We start from the raw sequence: 20,224 nt of genomic DNA, 5'->3' as shown, positions 1-20,224 counted from the left end.
ATTCGTTAGAGACAATCGACAACGACTTCACGAATCGTTAGTTCACCCTCTCCGGAGTTGGCGTTCGGCGTAGGGTGAGCGCATGGCTATCAGCGCGACAGATTTCCTCCTCACGGCGGCCCACACACCGCATATTGCGGTGGTGGAGAGCACCGGATCGACAAACGCCGACCTGCTCGCACACAGCGCCGACGCGAGCGCCTGGCCCCATCTGTCCATCCTCCTGACCGATGATCAGCGTGCCGGCCGCGGACGACTTGACCGGTCATGGCAAGCCCCCGCGGGAACTTCGCTGGCGCTCTCCGTGCTGCTGCGCGCTGCCGAGGTTCCGCCCGCCGCTCGAAGCTGGGTGCCCCTGATCGCCGGACTCGCGATGACCGAATCGATCGCCGCGCAGCTCGGCACGGCGGTGTCAGCAAAGTGGCCGAATGACGTGCTCGTAGGCGACAAGAAGATTTGCGGCATCCTCGCCGAAATGAGTCCGAACGCTGGAGCAATCGTCGTGGGCAGCGGCGTGAACACGGCGATGACCGAAGAGCAAGCGCCGGTCGAGACAGCGACGAGCTTTGCGATGCAGGGCAAACCTGCCCACCTCGATCTGCTGGTGTCGCACTACATCGGGCGCATTGCGGCAGAGCTCCAGGCCCTGCGCGACCATGACGGTGACGCGGTTGCTTCGGGCCTGCGTGATCGATTTGTCGCCGTGTGCTCCACCATTGGCAAAGTGGTCACCATTCACCTGCCGGGCGGAGATAAGTACACGGGCGACGCCACCGGAATCGACGATGATGGGCGCCTGCAGGTTGTCGCAGACGGTGAGTTGCGCATCGTATCCGCCGGTGACGTCGTGCACGTGCGCTGATAGATCGCTGAACCTTGCGGCGAGGCGAAGACCAATGTCGCACACCTCCTCCACAATGGGAGCGTGACCCAGCCCAGCACGATTGGCGGGCGGCCATCGATGCCACCCCCCGGTACTCCCTCGCAGGAGCACCTGATCGCGCGCTTTCGCGGGCAGATTCGGCGACTGTTTCTGAGCGCCCTGATTCTCATCGCCGTGGCGGGGGCCACCGGGTTCTTCACCGACAACATGCCGGAGCCATTCACGAACATCATGCTGTGGGCGGCAGCCGGAACCATTGTGCTGCTGCTCGTGATTGTTCCGTTTCTGGTGTGGCTGAGTCGCAGATACACGATCACGACCCGACGCGTCATCACGACGACCGGGCTGATCATGCATCGCCGCACCGAACTCACCCACGCTCGCGGTTACACCATGACGGTGACGCGCGGCCCGCTACAGCGGCTGTGGGGAGCGGGCAACATTTCGCTCTCCAACGGGGCAGAAGCACCCATGCTGCTGCGCAACGTGCCGAACGTACGACTCATTCACGAGGTGCTCGTCGACCAGGTCGAGATCAACCAGATTCTGGCGCACCGCGACGCGCAGGCACTCCCGTACGCCGTCTAGTCGCTACCTCACGGTGAAACACCGTGCCGTTCATACGGAACAATAGAGGGGAGCGAAGGAGAGTACATGCGTGTAGGTGTCATTGGCGGCGGACAACTGGCTCGAATGATGATCGCCCCAGCCGTTGAGCTGGGCGTTGAGATTCGGGTTCTTGCCGAACAAGAGGGCATGTCTGCGGCGCTCGCTGCGACGGCCGTCGGCGACTACCGCGACATTGACACCGTGCTCGCCTTTGCCCGCGACGTTGACGTCATCACGTTTGACCACGAACACGTGCCGCAAGAGGTGCTGCGAGCGATGGCCGCAGAAGGCATTGCCGTACACCCCGGAGCCGACGCGCTACGGTTCGCTCAAGACAAACTCGATATGCGTCAGCGGTTGACCGAGCTCGGCGCTCCGCAGCCCGACTGGGCGGCCGTCACGAACGCTGCCGAACTCGGCGCCTTTCTTGATGCGCACGGTGGCCGCGCCGTTGTGAAGACCGCCCGCGGCGGTTACGACGGCAAGGGCGTTCGCGTCGTTGACAACGCGAACGGCGCCGATGATTGGTTCGCGGCGCTCGCGGAAGATGCTCGCGGTGGCGCACTCCTCGTCGAAGAACTCGTTGATTTCACGCGTGAGCTGGCACAGCAGGTGGCGCGTCGCCCCTCCGGTCAGGTCGTTGCCTATCCGCTCGTCGAGACGATTCAAGAAGGCGGCGTCTGTTCGGAAGTTCTCGCACCAGCACCTGGTGCCAGCGCCGAGTTGCTCGCGCAGGCCGAAGCGCTTGGCGTGGCTATCGCCGAAGGTATTGGCGTGACCGGCATGCTCGCCGTTGAACTTTTCGAAACTCGTGACGGCCGCATTCTGGTCAACGAGCTCGCGATGCGCCCGCACAACAGCGGTCACTGGACGCAAGACGGTGCGGTCACGAGCCAGTTTGAACAGCACCTGCGTGCCGTGCTGGACCTACCCCTGGGCGGAACCACGGTGACGGCCGGTAACGCCGTCATGCTGAACATTTTGGGTGGGCCGCTGGGGGAGACCCTCGAGTCTCGCTTTGGCGCCGCGATGGCCGCGCAACCCGGTGTGAAAATTCACACCTACGGCAAGGAGCCCCGCCCGGGTCGCAAGGTCGGTCACGTCAACGCCGCCGGCGCTGATGCTGATGCGATCCTCGCGGCCGCGCGCGCGGCGAAGACTTTCTTCGCCTGACGGTAATTTTTCGGCCCATTCGCTGGAAAAGGCGCGCGGCGCACGGGCAAATTTCCAGGCCAGCCGAATAGCCTGGAGTGGTGACTGAACCCTTGCACTCGTCTGAATCGCCGCTCGTTGGAGTCGTCATGGGCTCCGACTCGGATTGGCGCGTGATGGCTGATGCCTCCGTTGCCCTCACCGAGTTCGGCATTGCACACGAGGTCGAGGTCGTGTCGGCACACCGCACGCCCGCGAAGCTCCACGAATACGGCACGCAGGCACGCGCACGTGGCCTCAAGGTCATCATCGCCGGCGCTGGCGGCGCGGCACACCTTCCCGGCATGCTCGCCTCGGTAACCGCACTTCCTGTCATCGGCGTGCCGGTTCCGCTCGCTCTTCTCGACGGTATGGACTCGCTGTTGTCGATCGTGCAGATGCCCGCAGGAATTCCGGTCGCGACCGTCTCAATCGGTGGTGCAAAGAATGCCGGGCTTCTTGCTGCCCGTATTCTCGGCGCCAGCGACCCGGCGATCGGTGACCGCATCGAAGCATACGCCCGCGAACTTGAGGCTCAGGTCGAAGAGAAAAACGCGCGGCTCAAGGCATCCCTATGATGGCTGCCCGCGGCGGCCAAAACGTCGCACGCTCGACGAAGCCGATGCGTTACCCCGACGCCACCAGCGAAGCCGTTATGACGCGGCGCGGCTGGTGGCTCGTACTGCTCGGCTTCTTGATTCCGGGCTCGGCGCAGGTGTTGGCAGGCAACCGCAAGCTCGGCCGCGTCGCCCTCGCGGCGACGCTGACGCTGTGGTTCTTCGCGCTTGCGGGCCTGGGTATTTTCTTCTTTGCGCGTGACTGGCTGTTTATCGTGCTGGAACAGACATGGCTGCTGTACGTCGCGCGCGTGATCATGATCGCGTACGCGATTTTGTGGCTCGTTTTGGCGATCGATACGTTGCGCCTCGTGAAGTTTGTGCGCGCTCGTAGCGGAGCGCGGTTTGGCATCGCCGGACTGGCGGTTGTGCTGATGGCTGCCGGCACGGGCGGGGCGCTGTACGCCGCCAACATCGTGGGTGTCACCGGTGAGACCCTGGACGACGTCTTCCAGGATGGGCCGGTTGCCGATCCCGTTGATGGGTATTACAACATCCTGCTGCTCGGCGCCGACAGCGGCGAGGGCCGCGATTCGATGCGATTCGACAGCATCTCGGTGGTGTCAGTCAACGCCGAGACCGGTCAGGTGACGATCACCGGTATTCCGCGTGATATGCCGAACGTGCCGTTTGCGCCGGGCCCGATGGCCGACATGTACCCGAACGGTTACGAGGGCCACGCTGACGCAGAGTGTGGTTGGGAAGGCAAGATCAACCAGCTCAATACGGAGCTCACGCTGTGCCGCAATGGTGCTGATTTCTACCCCGATGCGGAAGCCAATGGTTCCACCCCGGGAATTGAAGCAACCAAGGACGCCGCTGAGGGTGTGCTTGGCATTGAGATTCCGTACTACGCGTTCATCGATATGAGCCACTTCGCGAACCTCATCGACGCCCTCGGCGGCGTTGAGATCAACGTGACAGAGCGGCTGCCAAAGGGTGGTGGCCCGGCATACGAGGGCCAGAGCGCCGATGAGTGGGCGATCGGCTGGATTGAGGTCGGCCAGCAGCGCATGGATGGCGATACTGCGCAGTGGTACGCGCGTTCGCGCTATACGACGAGCGACTGGGACCGCATGGAGCGTCAGCGTGAGCTGCAGGCCGCGATTCTCGCGCAGTTCGACCCGCAGACGGTGCTGTTGCGCTTCCAAGACATTGCCAAGGCCGGTAGCGACCTGGTCAGCACGGACATTCCGAAGGGCCTGCTCGCGAAGCTTGCCGGCATCGCCGAGAAGTCGCAGCAACTGGGAATGACGTCGATCGAACTGGTGCCGCCGCTCGTTGACCCGGACTACCCGGACTACGCGGCGATCCAACAGCTCATTCACGACACCCTGCACCCCGTCGTGCCAGAAGAAGAGGGTGGTGAAGGCTAGGCGCGTGCGCCAGCATAAGCGGTATGGGTGTAACGCTTCGCTTCGTTGCCGACCAATTGGTCGCACCGACTGACACTGACCTCCAGCAGGCCAGCGGCGACCTCTTGCATGCCCTCATCGCCGCACCACCACGCGGTTGTGACGTCGCGGCCATTGTGCCGAGCGGTGACGAACATCTCGCCTCTTCGTTCTCCGGTCTGCGTGAAGCGCAGTCGGTCGGGCTTGCACGTCGCGAACTCGCTGCTGCATGGCAAATGGGTATCGCCGGCACCGTGGGTGGTGGGCTCATCCACTCGCCGTCGCTCATGGCGCCGCTTGTGCGTCACGACCGCGCCAACCGCGGTGACCAGACGGTTGTCACGCTGTGGACCTACGACGCGTGGGAATCGAAGTCATCGATGTCGAAAACCCAGCGGATGTGGACGCGCGCGATGCTCAAGCGTGCGGCCAAGCACGCGGACGCCATCGTGGTTCCGACCTTCGCACTCGCCGAAAAGCTTCACGATTTGCATCACTTTGGTGAGCGCATTCGCGTGATCGCGGGTGCCGCACCATCACACTTCGTGGTTCCGAGCGACGGCGCAGCCCGCTTGCGCGACCTGCAGATTCCCGCCGCTTTCGCCGTGGTTCCGATTGACGGTGCCTCCCGTGATGATGTTGAAACGGCGCTTGTGGGTGCATCTGGCGCCGTCACGAGCGACCGTGACGTTGTTGTTTTGGGTGCCGCGGAGGGCACGGAACCACAGATCGCCGATATGGCGGCTGCGGCTGGTATTCCGGAGCGTCACGTGCACGTGCGTGGCGCGCTCGATGCGGCAGACCGTGCCGCGGTGATGTCGCAGGCTGACGTTGCGGTCTTTGCCGGGTCACGGGTGGCGTGGCCGTGGCGCCTAGTTGAAGCGTTGCGCTTGGGGTTGCCGGTCGTTGCGACAGACAGCAATTTGCACCGCGAAGTGGTGTCAGACGGTGGTCTTCTGGTGGCAGCGGCCGATCTGAAAGACGCCGTGCGGCGTGCTGTTGACGAAGAAGCTGAGCGCTTGCGCGTGATGTCGAGTGACCGTGGGCGGGCGTACTCCTGGCAAAGCGCCGCCGAGCAAGTTTGGCAGTTGCACGCCGAGCTTTAGGCGTCACGAGCCGCACGTCAATGCGGTGCTTGTGATGGTTCCGCAGCCCTTATTGGTCGCGCATCACAGCGACGGCCTCATGAGAGTCGCCGTCGAAGCGTACCTTGCCGTCGCGCAGCACGATGCCGCGCTCGCAGAGGTCCGCGACCATATTGAGGTCGTGTGAGACCACAACGAGGGTCTTACCAGCGGCGTTCATCTCACGAATACGCGCGATGCACTTGCGCTGGAAAGGTTCGTCACCGACCGACAAGATTTCGTCGATCAGCAGCACGTCTTGCTCAGTGTGAATCGCGACAGAGAACGCGAGCCGCAAGAACATACCCGACGAGTAGTGCTTGACCTCGGTGTCAATGAACTGCTCGATCTCGCTGAACTCAACAATTGAGTCGTAGGCGTCCTCGGTCTCTTTTTTGCTCATGCCGAGGATGGCGGCGTTGAGGAAGATATTTTCGCGGCCGGAGAGGTCGGGGTGAAAGCCCGCGCCAACCTCGATGAGGCCGGCGACGCGACCACGGGTCTGTACCTTGCCGGTGTCGGGTGAGATGACACCGGAGATCATCTTCAGCATCGTGGATTTGCCAGACCCGTTGAAGCCCATGAGCGCAACGGCTTCGCCTTCGCCGATCTCAAACGAGACGCCATTGAGGGCGTGAAAGTCGCTTGACAGTTTCTTGCGTTTGATCGCCGCCATCGCGGTCTCTTTAATCGAGTGCGTGTGGCGTAGGCGGAACGACTTGTGAACGTCATCGACCACGATGCGGGGGAGCGTGGACTTAGAGGTCTTGGGCAAAACGACCCTCCAGACGGCGGAAGACGAGTTCGCCGCAAATAACGATGACCAGCGAGACGATAAAAGCGATGAGGGCGTGCATGCCAAGCTCGGGGATTGTGGTGTCGGGCACGCCGTTGGTCGTCGGGCCGAGCGGAATCCAGAGACCGTAGTGGAACAGCTCAACAGCAACGGTGATGGGGTTCAGGAGATAAATCTGGAAGAGCCAGTTCGGCACTTCCGACGACACCATCGTCCACTTGTACATGACGGGGGAAGCCCACACCGAAATCATGGTGATGATTTCCACGAAGCTCTGGGCATCGCGGAACGTCACATTGATCGCTCCGAACAGCATGCCGAGGCCGGTAGCCAACAGGATGATGATGATGAGGCCGATGAAGAGCGCGGCGATGTGGGCAAACGACGGTGTCCAGCCGAAGAACACGGCAATGATCGCGACCACGATGATCTGCGGGATGGTGTTCACGAGGGCGACGAGTGTCGACGCGATCGGGAACATCTGGCGCGGGAAGTAGATCTTCTTGATCAGCGCGGCGTTGTCGATGAGTGAGCGCGTACCGTTCATGAACGCTTCATTGAAGAAGGTGGTGACGGTAATGCCCGCGAGCAGGTAGATCGGGTAGAACTCGATCGCCCTGTTCATTCCCATGAACACGCCGAGGGCAAAGAAGAAGACAAGGAACTGAATGAGTGGTTTGACGTACGACCACAGCCAGCCGAAGAGCGAACCGCGGTAGCGCAGCCCCACTTCTTTCTTAATGATCAGGCTGAGCAGGTAACGGCGTTTGAAGACGTCGATCAAACCTGATTGGCCGCCTGGGGACACCAATTTGGTATCACTCACAGTTGCATCGGGCACAGCCTGTCCTTCACCTCCGAACGTTCTTCGGGTCAGAACGTCCTTTCATCATAGTGAGTTGGTGTCTGAGACGCTCCTTTCGTGCGTGAGAGTGCGGCTCAACGTCGTGACGTACAGAATGAAGACGAGAACTTCGGCGGCGGCAAATGTCCAAGCCACAGCTGCGAGCGACTGAAATGCCGCGGCGACAATGGCGGATGGAACACCGACGGCCGCTCCTAGGACTGTCGCCCTTGCGATGGCATCTATCTTCCGGAACGCGACGAGACACGCGAGCCCGATCACCGAGTTCGCGGCGACGGCGGCAACCGCGACGCCGAAGGGCAGCGTGAGTGAGAAGGAGAGCGGGACGACTGCGTCTGGTGCAAGCAACTGGGCGAGGGCTGGGCCGAGAATCGCCAGTAGTGCACCGCCCATGACCGCGATGGAGGTGGCTGAGATTGCTGCGAAGCGTGCGCGCGATTGGAGCAGCTTGTTATCTTGAGGGACCCAACTCTGAAAGTATTGCTGAATCGGCGTAAATACCACGATTGAGTACTTGTACATCATGTGCGCGAGCGCGAACACGGGCTGAAGTTCGCGAACAAACAGCTGAACAGCGAGCAAGGGAACATTGGTGTACAACGTCGTGGTTGCGCTCGTGATGACGCTTGAACGCTGATCAACGAGAGTTCGGCGCCAGTGCTTTACGCCGGAAGTGTCCCACTCCGCACGCGGCTGGCCGCGAAGAGCAATTGCCGTCCCGCCAATTGCTCCGGCCAGGTATCCAATTGCCTGGAAGATGAGAAACAGTGCGGTGTTCCCGGTCAAGGCGGCGAGGATGACGCCGATGACCGTGCCCAGCACATTGGGTATCGTGTCAAAAACGAGGAGGCGCAACGGGCTTCCCTCGCCGATGAAATACCAACTAGCGCCGAGCCATGGTACGAGGTACGTCAGCCCCCCGAGAACAGAGATCACGATGTCCCCGCGCGTCAGTAGCAGTAGCCCGAGGACGACGAATGGTGCGATAGTCGCGAACAACGCTAGACGGATCCGCAACGATTGGAAGAGCATTGCTCTGCGTTTGCTCACGCTGGTGCCGGCGATCATCGCGGCACCTGTGACGCCCCAGCCGAATGAGACAAGTACCCCGGCGATTTGCCCAGCGGCTTGCGCAAGGTAAACCTGCCCCCACGCATCTGCACCGAGCGAAGCCAGCAACATCGGAACAGTGACAACTCCGATGGCCGCGCTGAGCATGACGGGAAGCGTGAAGCCGCCGAGCTTGGTCACCATGGAGGCGCCGGATCGCAGGCGAACAGTCATGCATACTCCATTTTCTGCGCTTCGCGCTCACGGACCGCGCAGGCGACATCGATAGACTGAGGTCGCCGCGTGGCGCTTCCCGAAATGGAGAATCCGCGCGGCAACACGGTGTTGATTTCATCATGCAACCCGTCACGCATGGGAACTGATCACGGATAGGACGCTAGCATGAGCGACTGGATTGCACTCGCGACGGCAACTTCGGTTGTCGCGCTGGTCATTTTAGCCCCTGGCTTATTGATCGCGGCAGTACTTGGCCTGCATGGCGCATGGCGCTGGGCGCTCGCTTTTCCCGCGGGAGCTTCTGTGGTCGGCCTGAGTACCTTGATTGCCGGACTCGTGGGGATGCGTTGGTCGATCATCCCCGTCGCTGTCACATTCCTCGCCGTCATTCTCGTGTGCGCGGGCATCCGCCGGTTCCTGCTTGGGCAGCCGCCCCGGGCGATTGCACCCTCCAACGGTGCGCGTTCGCCGTACGCGATTGCGGTCGTCGTTGCCGCCGTCATTCTGTCCGCGCAATTCATCATTCTCATTGGCTCGCCCACCAACATCTCCCAGACATTCGACAACGTTTTCCATCTCAATGCGGTTCGATACATCCTTGACACCGCGAATGCGTCCCCGTTATGGGTGGGAACCATGACCAGCGCGCCAACCGGCGGCGTACCGTTCTACCCATCTCTGTGGCATGCGTTGGGTGCGCTGGTAGTGCAGTTGACGGGGGTGTCAATTCCTGTGGCATCCAATGCCATTCTGCTCTTTTTCGCGACCCTCTCCTGGCCATCTGGCATCTTACTTCTAGCACGAGTGTTGGCAGGGGGGCGAACGGCTGGAGCGGTCACTGCGGTGGCGGTCGCCGTCGGGGCACCAGCCTTCCCCTTGTTGATGGCAGATTATGGCGTGCTTTACCCCTATCTGGCTGGCCTCGCACTCCTGCCGGCCGTGCTGGCGACGCTGGCCGCGATCACTACGGGTTCGCGTGAGGCGGGGATGGGAACAGGAATCGTCGCCGTGGTGGGCAGTATTCCCGGAATCGCGATCGCCCACCCCGGGGCATTCGTTGCTCTGCTGGTATTCGGCTCCGTTGTTTTGTTATTCGCGTTCGTTCGCTTCCTTCGCGCGAGCCCTCTGAAGCGTCAGCGAAACATCGCGCTGATCGGCGCGGTGCTGTACGCGGGCGTGGCGGTTGCCGCCTGGTATGTGCTTCGACCGCCGGCAGCTGCTCGAACGTGGGGCCAAACGGAAAGTATGGGGCAGGCTCTTGGCGAAGTGCTCGCCGGTTCGCCGTGGTCTCAGTCTGTGAACATTGTGATTCTGGTGCTGTCCATCGCGGGGCTCGTGACCGCTTTGCGGCGGCGTTCGCTGACCGGCGATCTTGCGATCGCACTCTTCATCAGTGCGGCTGGCCTCTACATCGTGGTCAGCGGCTTGCCGTATTGGACGATACGCGACATTCTGACCGGGGCTTGGTACAACAATGCGCCACGCCTGGCAGCGCTTCTTCCCATCGCGTGGGTGCCGCTTGCGGCGATCGGCGGAGACTCGCTGTGGACTTGGTTGAGAGCTAGGCTCGACACGCGTCGGGCCAGCTCGAGCGTAATCGTCGCGGTCGCATCCATCCTCGCGGTCGTCACTGTCGCGCTGCCGCAGGTCATCAATATTCGCGAGTCGTTGGCTGCGGCCCAAGCGAACTACCGTTTCGCAGTGCATTCACCGCTATTAACCGCCGATGAGTTGGCGCTCATTGAACGGATTCCAGACCTCGTTGATGAGGATGTTCGTGTTGCAGGCAGCTCGTGGACGGGAGCCGGACTAGTTTATGCGTTGGCCGACAGGCCGGTGTTGATGCCCCACACCCTTATGGATTACACCGAGGACATTGACGCAATCCTCGACAGTCTCGACGAGGCGACGCCAGGAAGCGCCGTCTGCGAGGCAGTGGGGCGCGAGAACGTTGGCTACGTGCTCGACTTCGGCACACAAGAAGTTAACGGAGGTTCTCACCCGTTCGAAGGGTTCGATAGCCTCGGTGACTCGGACGCCGTCGAACTCGTCGACGAGGAAGGCGATGCACGCCTGTACGAGGTGGTTGGTTGTGACTGACTCACAGTACCTCGATATATTTATCCCGTATTGGGGAGACGAGTCCTTCCTGTTTGAGGCCGTCGAAAGCGTGCTGAACCAGGATGACGATCGTTGGCGGTTGACGGTAATTGACGACTGTTATCCCTCTGACATGGTGGCACCATACTTCGCACGGATCGTAGACCCGCGTGTGACGTACCGGCGCAACGACAAGAACGTGGGAATTACGGAGAACTTTCGCCGCTCGATCGCTGGGGCGACCGCATCTCACGTGACCGTGCTTGGGTCCGACGATCGGCTCAAGCCAAATTATGTACGCACCGTGCTCTCTGCCATCGATGCCTTCCCGAATGCCGATGTCATTGAGACCGGTATCGATGTGATTGATGCAGCCGGCGAGCGATCCATGCCGCTTGTGGATCGGGTGAAGCAATCTATTCTGGCGCCACGGTCAGAAGGGCGTCACAAGCTCGTCGGACAAGCGATGGCCAACAGCTTGATCCGTGGCAATTGGTTGTACTGGCCCTCCCTAGCGCTACGGGTCGAGACCGCTCGACGAATCGACTTTCGCGATGAGCTCCTAGTTATTCAAGATCTCGCGTTATTGATGGACGTTGCGTTCGACGGCGGAATGCTCGTGTACGACACCTCCGTTGCGTTCGAGTATCGGCGTCACAACGAGAGTGCGTCGCAGGCAACGTTGTTGAACGGAACTAGGCTCATGCAGGAGCGAGAATACTTTGCCTTGGCCGCTGACTTGGCGCGCGGGGTGGGGTATGAGAAAACCGCACGGATTGCGCGGGCGCGATGGTTCTCACGAGCACACGCGGTCACACTACTGCCCACCGTGCTCCTTCGCGGAACAAGAGCCGGACGTCGCGCAGTCTGGGCCCACATTCTCAAGTACTAGCGGCGGCGTATACGCCTCACTCGGACGATGGCGTCCATGCATATGCCCACAAGCATTAGCCGTGCGCGAAGTACCGCGGCAGGGCCGCGTGGCCGTGACGGCGATGCGTTGCTGTCGTGTAGCCGGCGACGAATAACTGGAGTACCCAAGTGCACCATTTCACCCGCTGTATTGGCAGCGATGGCGATCCACAGGTCATGCGACTCCGTAAGTCGCTCGGGGAAAGGTAATATGACATCGAGAAACTCACGACGTATGCTCATTGCGCACCCAAAGTAAGGCGCAACTCCGCCCAGAACCTTGATCCGGTTGCGTACCGTGTGCCGGGAAGACGGTCGCGTCAGGTACCACGGCCTGCGAGTGATGGGGTGAGGTAGCGGAGCATCATTGCCGAGAAGCACCAAATTACCCGCTACGACGGCCCCTCGCTGGTGTGCCGCGCACATGGCCCCGACCCGTCCAGACATCCACTCGTCGTCTTGGTCGGACAGGAAGACAATGTCACCTCGCGCGAGCGAAACTGCCCTTTCGAAAGTTCGAACGTAGCCGAGGTTGGACACGTTGCGAGTGACGGAGATTCTTGGCTCACCCATGCGCTCGATAATGGCTACCGTGTCATCGGTGCTCGCATCGTCTACGATGATGATCTCGTCATCCGGCCCCAGCTGATCCAAGATCGAAGTGAGCTGGTGCTTGACATACTTCCCGCCGTTGTAAGTTGCGACGCAGACGCTCACGGTGTCGCTCAGCGTACCCTCACTCATGGAAACCGCGCGTTTGACCGGAGCCATCGTTTTCGGCGCGCTGCTCCAGCGTTATAAGGCGATCGAGAATCTTGTCCCGCTCGAGGCCGGCGATTCCCGCCTCTTCGGCCAAGCGACGAACTTTTTCTTCCGAGCGTGTTAACTCCCAGCTGAGATGAAGGCTCACCCCCAGCAGGAGCACGATCGCGAGCGTGAACAGCAGGTTGGCCGGAACCTGAAACCCAAATGCTTCGGTAATCGCTCCAAGCAAGCCAGGGACGAGCCCTAGAACTAGTGCTGCAAGACCGATGATGATCCACAGGATCGCATACTTCTCCCGGAGCTGTCGCCGTAATAGGAGAATGAACACTCCGCTGAGTAGCACCGCTGAAAGTACGATCGCTCCGATCACCATTACGCGCTCTCCTGATTACGTCGTCGGGGCCGTCGAATCACGGCGAGCCCGAGGGCCATGATTGAACGGAAAAGGTAGATGGCCGATCCAATAAACCCCTGTGACGGAGTGCCGTGTACGCGAGCGCGCATCGCCACCGGAACTTGGGTCACCTTCAGGTTGGAGTGTATTGCCGCGACGAGGCTGTCAATTGTATCGCCCAGGTACTCCGCAGGGTAATAACGCGTGTACTGAGCAATCGCCTTTTGGTTTGCGGCCCGGAAGCCACTCGTGACATCAGTCAAAGGTTCGTTCGCTACCCGCGAGATCACGGAGGCGAGAAATTGCATCGCCCACCAGCGGGGGCCCCGTGCCTTGTAGTCGCCTTCCGCAGCAAACCGCGCTCCGATGACAATATCCGCCTCATCGAGTTTCGCAATGATCTTCGGCACATCCAATGGGTTATGTTGCCCGTCCGCGTCCACCTGGATCGCGGCGAGGAAGTTGTGACGTAATGCGTAGACGTAACCGGCACGCATCGCACCGCCGACTCCCATGTTGAAGGGGAGCGCGAGCACGTCCGCACCAGCGTCTCGCGCGACAGTCGCCGTCGCGTCATTCGAACCGTCGTCCACGACAAGGATTTCCGTATGAGGAAGCGCGCGGCGAATCTCCGAAATTGTCGGAGCGATGTTCGGCTCCTCATTCCATGCAGGCACGATCACCAGAATGCGATCCAACGAAATCATTTACTCATCCTACGGTCGCCTCGTCTGGCAATACGATCTATCGGACAGGGTCAGCGACTGAATAGCTCTTCAAGAATTCGGCGGGCAGATTCTCGATGCGTGGCCAAGCCCCGTTATTTAGAGAGGTGAGCAGTTGCGGGGTCGTCACATGACGCAATTCTCCGGCCGATACCCAATAGACCTCGGGGCCACTGAAAGATACGAAAGAGCCATCCCCGAGCAGCGGGGGCCCGACGGGAGTTCCCTTGAGTGTGTCTTGAGACCAAGCAAGCATGACCGATGCACCGCTGGCCGTGATTTCACGCAAGCGCTCGAGTGTGCGCACATGGCGCACGCGTGCGTTCTCCAACAGATAGATGTTTGGCGAGCCTGCGACCTGGATCAGAATCATGCCTGTGGTTTGGGCGGCCTTCGGTGCGAGCGATGCGCATATGGAGTCGGCCAGGGCTGCCGCGCCGGGCTGTGGGTTGTCTGTCCTATTGAGCTTGCCGCCGCCAACCACGTATGTTTCGTTCTTGCACGTCATAACCGAGGAGAATGCGGAACTGGTTTTTGTTAGCTGTGAGAATGTCGATGGCGCGACGCTGCTGATAGCGAAGATCCCGGCGTCGTGGGCAAGGCCGAAGGACGTGAGGTAAGCGATTTCCGCTCCTGTGCCGGTGACCAAGACTTCGGTTGTCGCCGACGAAGTTACCAATGTAGACGGCGCGAGGATAGGCGCCCCGGTTGGAATGTTGGTGAAGCCGCTCGAATTCATTGAAGCGACGTACCCGATTGAATCGCCCCCGATACTCTGCCAGGCCAGGGGGTTAGCGACATGGCGCTTTGTACCGTTCTCGTACCTGTAGATGTCACCCTTGCCGTATTCAACGAAGTAGTCGTTCACGGCGCTGGTGGTGCGGAATGCGTCAGATTGATTAGCAGTAAGGTTTATGTAGTCGGCGAACGCGTAGCCAAACCGCGTCACGGCGTCCGCGGTTGGGAACCGGTGCTTTGTTCCGTCCGCCTCCAGGAGGTAAAGCGTTCCGGTTCTCGCGTCATGAACGTACCGACTGGCGTTGACCCCCGTGCTCAGCGCGTTCAGCGCTGCGTCGGTCGCGGCGACAGGGTTGCCGAGGCGATTGCGATACAAAATGTAGAGATCCCAATCGGCGATATGGTGCTTGGTTCCGTTGGTCACCAAGTAGATCGCACCCGAAGGCGACTGAGCCAAATTCGCGGTGATCTTGCTGGGTGCCTGGGTAGAACCGAACCAGTCTTCAAAGAAGTTGTAAAAGTTGCGATTTCCGTATGCGGAACAGGAGTCGCCTGTGCCGTACCCTGCGCGTATCGCGGCGGCATTGGGCTGGTAGGGCGTGTAGTAATACAACGCTGCCGTTGCTTTGTTCTCGATGTACACGGGCGACGATCCGCAAGCGGTATTGGGATTGTAGAGAATGTTCCAGGTCTTTCCTGGCGCATACCAGGTAAACCATTTGCCCTCTGCGTAAATTTGCATCTGACGGGCCGCGCCGTAAATCTGGTAGAAGAACCCAGAGAATGCAGGGTCGCATGGTGCGGTGTCAGGACAGCCTTGGCCTAGCGCCATGTCGTAACGCCAACCGCTTGGCCAGGTGTGGCTCACCAAACTCTGTTCTTTTTCGAGCATGACCACGAGAACTTGCGGGTTGATGCCGCACGAGATTGCTGCCTTGTAGATGATCGTCGACGCCGACTCATTCGAGGCGCCGGTGTAGCCATCGCAGTAGCTGTCAGCTGCGCGGTTTGGCGTATTTTGCTTGAAATCCTTGAGACATGTGTACCCGGTACGGCAAGTTTTGACCTTCGATTCAAAGAAGCTTTGGATCTGTGATGTAGACATCGTTGACGAGTCGAAAAAAACCTGATCAGAAATGATGTTCCCGGCCCGGAAGTTGCCGAGGTTCGCGGCTGGAGATACGGTTGCGCCGAGATTCGAGGCGGCGGAGCCTGCAACCGCTGCCGCAGAAGTGTGAGGCTCAGCCGCGGCCGGCAAAGCGAAATAGGACATCGTCAACGCGGTGAGAAGCATAGCGACGAGAGTGCGCCTGGCGCTTCTGGGGGCACGGGGGCCAGAGGTCTGGGACACAACCCTATTCTGCACGGCTCGCAAGATTCACTTCGTCGCGACACGGAGAGGCGGCCCAGATTACGAGGTCCTAGTGTGAGGTCTGCGGGCTCGATTCTGTCGAACTCACAACGCGAGGGGCGCTCCAACGCGTGGTCTGCGCTTCCTTCATGAGTGCTGCCGGCATCCGACCCATCTCATTCTTCCGAGCCGCTTTCCAGCCAGCGCGCATTACGCGCCATAGCGTGCGCCGTGGCCGGGCGGTCTGAAGGGCGAATAAGAAGTGGATGAAATCGATTGAAGTGTCACGACGAATCGTCGAGCGCTCGTGTCGCTTGTAGCGGCGATTGATGACCAACCGGTTTCGCACTCGGTAGTAGTATCTGAAGGGCGTGCTATAGGTTGTGGTCGAACCCAAGCCAGGAAGCGATAGACGGAAGCCGAACAGCCTCCGTTCGTAGAGTGTTCCGAGTTCGTGCACGAAAGTAATCCCGGGTGCCGCGATCCCAAGCAGATTTAGCGCTCGTATCCGGAGCTCATACTCGTAGTCAACAAGGTCGATAAAGAGAGACTCGTCGAAGAGGCCCGCGCTCCGGAATGTCTCGGCGGGGATTAGCATCCCAGATTGAATGACATTTTGTGTAACGAGCAGGTCGCTATGTTGCTTCGACTCGAAACCTTGGCGCACCGATCCGAAAAACTCCGGCGCTACGAAGCCGATCGCGCCATGCTTGCGCCCTGCATCGTACGCATCGATGAGGCTGGCAACGTAGTCGTCAGCAATCGTTGAATCTTGGTCGAACGTCAATATGAACTTCGCATCGATGCTTAGAGCGAGATTCACTCCGCGGTTCAGCGCCGCACCGATACCGCCATTGGTCGGTTGGCGTAGCACAATTGCGCCAGCCGCCTCTAGCGTGGCCAGCACTTCATCCCCGGTATCGCCGGCATCATCAACTACGATCAACGCGTCAACTTGGGGCCGAATCCGGGCTGCATTTGCGACGGTTTTTTGGGACGGGTTGTAAGTTGTCATGACGGCGGCAACTGTCAAAGCCGTTCTCCTGTCGTTGGCGGTCGCTGGGGACTTGCGACTGGGACGATCATAATCATCGTTGCAGTGCAAACCCCGCACGTTCGCGATGTCGGCCGAGCCAATTGGGCGTGTGTTCAAGCGTGCGCTGGCCGAGTGTGGGACGATTGGTGCTGTGAAGGGCATTATTCTTGCGGGTGGTTCGGGTACGCGGTTGCATCCGATTACGTTGGGTGTTTCGAAGCAGTTGATCCCGGTTTATGACAAGCCGATGGTGTATTACCCGTTGTCGACGTTGATGTTGGCGGGTGTGCGCGACATTTTGGTGATCACGACGCCGCATGATGCGATGCATTTTGAGCGGTTGTTGGGGGACGGGTCGCAGTTTGGGGTGAACATTTCGTTTGCTCAGCAGGAGTCTCCGGACGGCCTGGCGCAGGCGTTCACGATCGGTGCTGACTTTATTGGTGATGACTCGGTTGCCCTGGTGTTGGGCGACAACCTGTTGTATGGCCCGGGACTGGGTAGCCAGTTGCAGCGGTTTGCTGACATTGATGGTGGTGCTGTTTTCGCGTATTGGGTGTCGGAGCCACAGGCGTACGGTGTGGTGGAGTTTGACGCGGATGGGAATGCGATTTCGTTGGAGGAGAAGCCGGCCTCTCCGAAGAGTAATTACGCGGTTCCGGGGTTGTACTTCTATGACAACGATGTGATTGAGATCGCCCGGAACTTGCGGCCGAGTCCGCGGGGTGAGTACGAGATCACGGATGTGAACTTGGAGTATTTGCGGCGGGGCAAGTTGCAGGTTGAGGTGTTGCCGCGTGGGACGGCGTGGTTGGATACCGGAACGTTTGATCAGATGACGGATGCAGCGGATTACGTTCGTACGATGGAGCGTCGTACGGCGTTGAAGATTGGTGTGCCGGAGGAAGTCGCGTGGCGGCGCGGATTCTTGACGGATGATGAGTTGCGTGAGCGTGCCGAGAAGCTTGTGAAGAGCGGGTATGGCACGTATCTGTTGGAATTGTTGGAGCGGGGTCAGGGATGAGTCGTCTGCTGGTGACCGGCGGTGCCGGTTTCATTGGTTCGAATTTTGTGCACCATGTGTTGGAGCACACGGATCATTCTGTGACCGTGCTCGACAAGCTGACGTACGCCGGAAACGTGGACTCGCTGGCTGGGTTAGATGCGTCGCGGTTCACGTTTGTGCAGGGTGATGTTGCGGATGCGGCGCTGGTGGATTCGCTGTTTGCCGACGCGGATGCGGTGGTGCATTACGCGGCGGAGTCGCACAACGATAACTCGTTGAATGATCCGCGCCCGTTCTTGGACACGAATATTGTGGGCACGTATACGTTGCTGGAAGCGGCGCGGAAGCATGGCACGCGCTTGCACCACATCTCGACCGACGAGGTGTACGGGGACCTTGAGTTGGATGACCCGCAGCGGTTTACGGAGTCGACGCCGTATAACCCGTCGTCACCGTATTCATCGACGAAAGCGGGCAGCGATCTGCTGGTGCGTGCGTGGGTGCGGTCGTTTGGTGTGCGGGCGACGATTTCGAATTGTTCGAACAACTACGGCCCGTACCAGCATGTCGAGAAGTTCATTCCGCGTCAGATCACGAACGTGATCCGGGGGATTCGTCCGAAGCTGTACGGTGCGGGTCAGAATGTGCGTGACTGGATTCACGCCGATGACCATTCCTCGGCCGTTCTCACGATTTTGGAGAAGGGCGTGTTGGGGGAGACGTATCTGATTGGTGCTGACGGCGAACGCAACAATAAAGATGTTGTCGAGCTGATCTTGGAAGAGATGGGTCAGCCGCGCGACGCGTATGACCACGTTGTCGACCGTCCCGGCCACGACCTGCGGTACGCGATCGATTCGACGAAGCTGCGTGCGGAGCTGGGGTGGGCGCCGCAGTTTGATGATTTTGAGGCCGGCATGCGCGCCACGATCCAGTGGTACCGCGACAACGAGGCCTGGTGGGCGCCGTCGAAGGACGCCACCGAAGCGTTTTACGCGAAGCAGGGACAGTGAGTATCCAGTTTTCTCAGCCGCTTTCCACGACCGAAACCACGATCCCCGGGCTGCTGCTGATGCAGTTACCTGTCCATGGGGATTCGCGTGGCTGGTTCAAGGAGAACTGGCAGCGCGAGAAGATGGTTGCCGCGGGGCTACCCGATTTCGGACCGGTGCAGAACAACATTTCGTTCAATGACGCCGTCGGAACCACGCGCGGCATTCACGCGGAACCATGGGACAAGTTCGTTTCAGTTGCGACGGGCCGCATCTTCGGCGCCTGGGTTGATCTTCGCGAGGGTCCCACGTTTGGTGCCGTGTTCACCGCGGAGCTCGACCCCTCGGTCGCGATCTTCGTGCCCCGCGGGGTCGCGAACTCGTACCAGACGCTCGAGGAAAACACCGCATACGTGTACCTCGTGAACGACCACTGGTCGCCCGACGCGCAGTACTCGTTCTTGAACTTGGCCGACGAAACCGTGAATATCGCGTGGCCGATTCCGCTGGATCAGGTCGAGATCAGCGATAAAGACCGAAACCACCCGCGCCTCGCAGACGTTACCCCGATCCCCGCCCGCAAGACCCTCGTGGTCGGCGCGAACGGTCAAGTTGGCACGGCCCTGCGCGACCTCTGGGCCGACCGCACGGATGTTGAGTTCGCGAGTCGTGAGGCGATCGACCTCACCGGAGGCAGCCTCCGCGACGCGCGACGTTGGCAAGACTATGACACCATCGTCAACGCCGCGGCCTACACCGCGGTCGACACTGCGGAAACACCAGAGGGCCGCGTTGCAGCCTGGGCGATCAACGCGACAGCCGTAGCTGAGCTCGCCGCGATCGCCACAGCACACAACCTCACCCTCGTCCACATCTCTAGCGATTATGTCTTCGACGGAACAGTCTCCGGAGCGTACGACGAAAACACCCCGTTCAGCCCGCTCGGCGTCTACGGGCAGACAAAAGCCGCCGGCGAAATCGCCGCTGCCACCGCGCCACGCCACTACATCCTCCGCACCTCGTGGGTCATCGGAGACGGCAACAACTTCGTGAAAACGATGGCATCCCTCGCCGACCGCGGCATCAACCCCAACGTCGTCAATGACCAAACCGGCCGCCTCACGTTCACGACCGACATCGCAGCGGCCATCAACCACCTCCTCACCACACGAGCTGCCTACGGCACCTACAACCTCACCAGCACGGGCGAACCACAAACCTGGGCCGACATCGCCCGAACCGTCTTCGAACTCACCGGCCACGACCCGAGCCGCGTCACCGGCATCACCACCACGGAATACTTCAAGAACGCCACCACCCCAATCTCCCCCCGACCACACAACTCCACCCTCAACCTCGCCAAAATCGAGGGCACCGGATTCGTCACGGGGGACATGAAAACACTCCTCACCGGTTATCTTTCGACTTCATAGCGAGAC

At 60.3% G+C, this 20,224-nt stretch carries 19 protein-coding genes; 11 read left to right on the top strand and 8 right to left on the bottom strand.

The genetic code is table 11. The features are described from left to right. Positions 1 to 82 precede the first annotated feature (82 nt). From ACQUSY_RS07770 to ACQUSY_RS07745, 6 genes are all read left to right on the top strand, one after another. Positions 83 to 862 (top strand): biotin--[acetyl-CoA-carboxylase] ligase, encoded by a 780-nt coding sequence (locus ACQUSY_RS07770; RefSeq protein ID WP_428903915.1) that lies wholly within the window; start codon positions 83 to 85, stop codon positions 860 to 862. A 63-nt stretch (positions 863 to 925) separates the two neighbouring features. Then, positions 926 to 1,471: a PH domain-containing protein gene (locus tag ACQUSY_RS07765; RefSeq protein ID WP_428903914.1), complete on the top strand. Its 546-nt coding sequence runs from the start codon at positions 926 to 928 to the stop codon at positions 1,469 to 1,471. A 66-nt stretch (positions 1,472 to 1,537) separates the two neighbouring features. Continuing rightward, complete coding sequence (locus tag ACQUSY_RS07760) at positions 1,538 to 2,665, top strand: 5-(carboxyamino)imidazole ribonucleotide synthase (RefSeq protein WP_428903913.1); 1,128 nt, start codon at positions 1,538 to 1,540, stop codon at positions 2,663 to 2,665. Positions 2,666 to 2,793: 128 nt separating this feature from the next. After that, positions 2,794 to 3,261, top strand: coding sequence for a 5-(carboxyamino)imidazole ribonucleotide mutase (gene purE / locus ACQUSY_RS07755; RefSeq protein WP_428903929.1), 468 nt, complete (start codon positions 2,794 to 2,796; stop codon positions 3,259 to 3,261). Further along, entirely contained in the window at positions 3,258 to 4,676 is a 1,419-nt protein-coding gene (locus ACQUSY_RS07750) for an LCP family protein (protein ID WP_428903912.1), read from the top strand. The genes purE and ACQUSY_RS07750 overlap by 4 nt, the downstream gene beginning before the upstream one ends. Before the next feature lie 23 nt (positions 4,677 to 4,699). Next, a complete protein-coding gene (locus ACQUSY_RS07745; protein ID WP_428903911.1) occupies positions 4,700 to 5,800 on the top strand; it encodes a glycosyltransferase in 1,101 nt (366 codons plus the stop codon). Between the two features lie 49 nt (positions 5,801 to 5,849). Here the strand turns inward: ACQUSY_RS07745 and ACQUSY_RS07740 are convergent, their stop codons facing one another. The 3 genes from ACQUSY_RS07740 to ACQUSY_RS07730 all read right to left on the bottom strand — a co-directional run bounded on the left by ACQUSY_RS07740 (position 5,850) and on the right by ACQUSY_RS07730 (position 8,763). Next, positions 5,850 to 6,593 (bottom strand): ABC transporter ATP-binding protein, encoded by a 744-nt coding sequence (locus ACQUSY_RS07740; RefSeq protein WP_428903910.1) that lies wholly within the window; start codon positions 6,591 to 6,593, stop codon positions 5,850 to 5,852. Next, complete coding sequence (locus tag ACQUSY_RS07735; RefSeq protein ID WP_428903909.1) at positions 6,577 to 7,440, bottom strand: ABC transporter permease; 864 nt, start codon at positions 7,438 to 7,440, stop codon at positions 6,577 to 6,579. Before ACQUSY_RS07735 ends, ACQUSY_RS07740 begins: the two co-directional genes overlap by 17 nt. A 63-nt stretch (positions 7,441 to 7,503) precedes the next feature. Further along, positions 7,504 to 8,763 (bottom strand): polysaccharide biosynthesis protein, encoded by a 1,260-nt coding sequence (locus ACQUSY_RS07730; protein ID WP_428903908.1) that lies wholly within the window; start codon positions 8,761 to 8,763, stop codon positions 7,504 to 7,506. A 168-nt stretch (positions 8,764 to 8,931) separates the two neighbouring features. On the opposite strand from ACQUSY_RS07730, the gene ACQUSY_RS07725 reads away from it, so the two are divergent. Then, positions 8,932 to 10,866: a DUF6541 family protein gene (locus ACQUSY_RS07725; RefSeq protein ID WP_428903907.1), complete on the top strand. Its 1,935-nt coding sequence runs from the start codon at positions 8,932 to 8,934 to the stop codon at positions 10,864 to 10,866. Further along, positions 10,859 to 11,758: a glycosyltransferase gene (locus ACQUSY_RS07720; protein ID WP_428903906.1), complete on the top strand. Its 900-nt coding sequence runs from the start codon at positions 10,859 to 10,861 to the stop codon at positions 11,756 to 11,758. Before ACQUSY_RS07725 ends, ACQUSY_RS07720 begins: the two co-directional genes overlap by 8 nt. On the opposite strand, the gene ACQUSY_RS07715 is transcribed toward ACQUSY_RS07720, so the two are convergent. The 5 genes from ACQUSY_RS07715 to ACQUSY_RS07695 form a co-directional block, all read right to left on the bottom strand. Next, positions 11,755 to 12,522, bottom strand: coding sequence for a glycosyltransferase (locus ACQUSY_RS07715; RefSeq protein ID WP_428903905.1), 768 nt, complete (start codon positions 12,520 to 12,522; stop codon positions 11,755 to 11,757). The genes ACQUSY_RS07720 and ACQUSY_RS07715 overlap by 4 nt on opposite strands. Then, the gene (locus ACQUSY_RS07710; RefSeq protein ID WP_428903904.1) at positions 12,515 to 12,916 is read right to left on the bottom strand and encodes a DUF2304 domain-containing protein; all 402 of its coding nucleotides are present in this window, start codon (positions 12,914 to 12,916) and stop codon (positions 12,515 to 12,517) included. Before ACQUSY_RS07710 ends, ACQUSY_RS07715 begins: the two co-directional genes overlap by 8 nt. Beyond that, positions 12,916 to 13,644 carry a glycosyltransferase family 2 protein gene (locus tag ACQUSY_RS07705; protein ID WP_428903903.1) on the bottom strand — a complete coding sequence of 243 codons (729 nt, stop codon included), beginning with the start codon at positions 13,642 to 13,644 and terminating at the stop codon, positions 12,916 to 12,918. The genes ACQUSY_RS07710 and ACQUSY_RS07705 overlap by 1 nt, the downstream gene beginning before the upstream one ends. Positions 13,645 to 13,681: 37 nt before the next feature. Further along, the gene (locus ACQUSY_RS07700) at positions 13,682 to 15,694 is read right to left on the bottom strand and encodes a hypothetical protein (protein ID WP_428903902.1); all 2,013 of its coding nucleotides are present in this window, start codon (positions 15,692 to 15,694) and stop codon (positions 13,682 to 13,684) included. 127 nt (positions 15,695 to 15,821) lie between these two features. Beyond that, positions 15,822 to 16,784: a glycosyltransferase gene (locus ACQUSY_RS07695; RefSeq protein WP_428903901.1), complete on the bottom strand. Its 963-nt coding sequence runs from the start codon at positions 16,782 to 16,784 to the stop codon at positions 15,822 to 15,824. Positions 16,785 to 16,938: 154 nt separating this feature from the next. Between ACQUSY_RS07695 and rfbA the strand changes: the two genes are divergently transcribed. The 3 genes from rfbA to ACQUSY_RS07680 are packed head-to-tail and all read left to right on the top strand — an operon-like array spanning position 16,939 to position 20,218. Continuing rightward, on the top strand, positions 16,939 to 17,811 hold the full coding sequence (gene rfbA, locus ACQUSY_RS07690) for a glucose-1-phosphate thymidylyltransferase RfbA (RefSeq protein ID WP_428903900.1): 873 nt from the start codon (positions 16,939 to 16,941) through the stop codon (positions 17,809 to 17,811). Then, complete coding sequence (rfbB, locus tag ACQUSY_RS07685; RefSeq protein WP_428903899.1) at positions 17,808 to 18,806, top strand: dTDP-glucose 4,6-dehydratase; 999 nt, start codon at positions 17,808 to 17,810, stop codon at positions 18,804 to 18,806. Before rfbA ends, rfbB begins: the two co-directional genes overlap by 4 nt. Further along, entirely contained in the window at positions 18,803 to 20,218 is a 1,416-nt protein-coding gene (locus ACQUSY_RS07680) for a sugar nucleotide-binding protein (protein WP_428903898.1), read from the top strand. Before rfbB ends, ACQUSY_RS07680 begins: the two co-directional genes overlap by 4 nt. Positions 20,219 to 20,224 lie beyond the last annotated feature (6 nt).

Source organism: Microbacterium daqui (genome assembly GCF_050408675.1).
In the GTDB taxonomy this organism is placed as follows: Bacteria; Actinomycetota; Actinomycetes; order Actinomycetales; family Microbacteriaceae; genus Microbacterium.
This window is presented reverse-complemented; position numbering and strand designations above follow the sequence as displayed.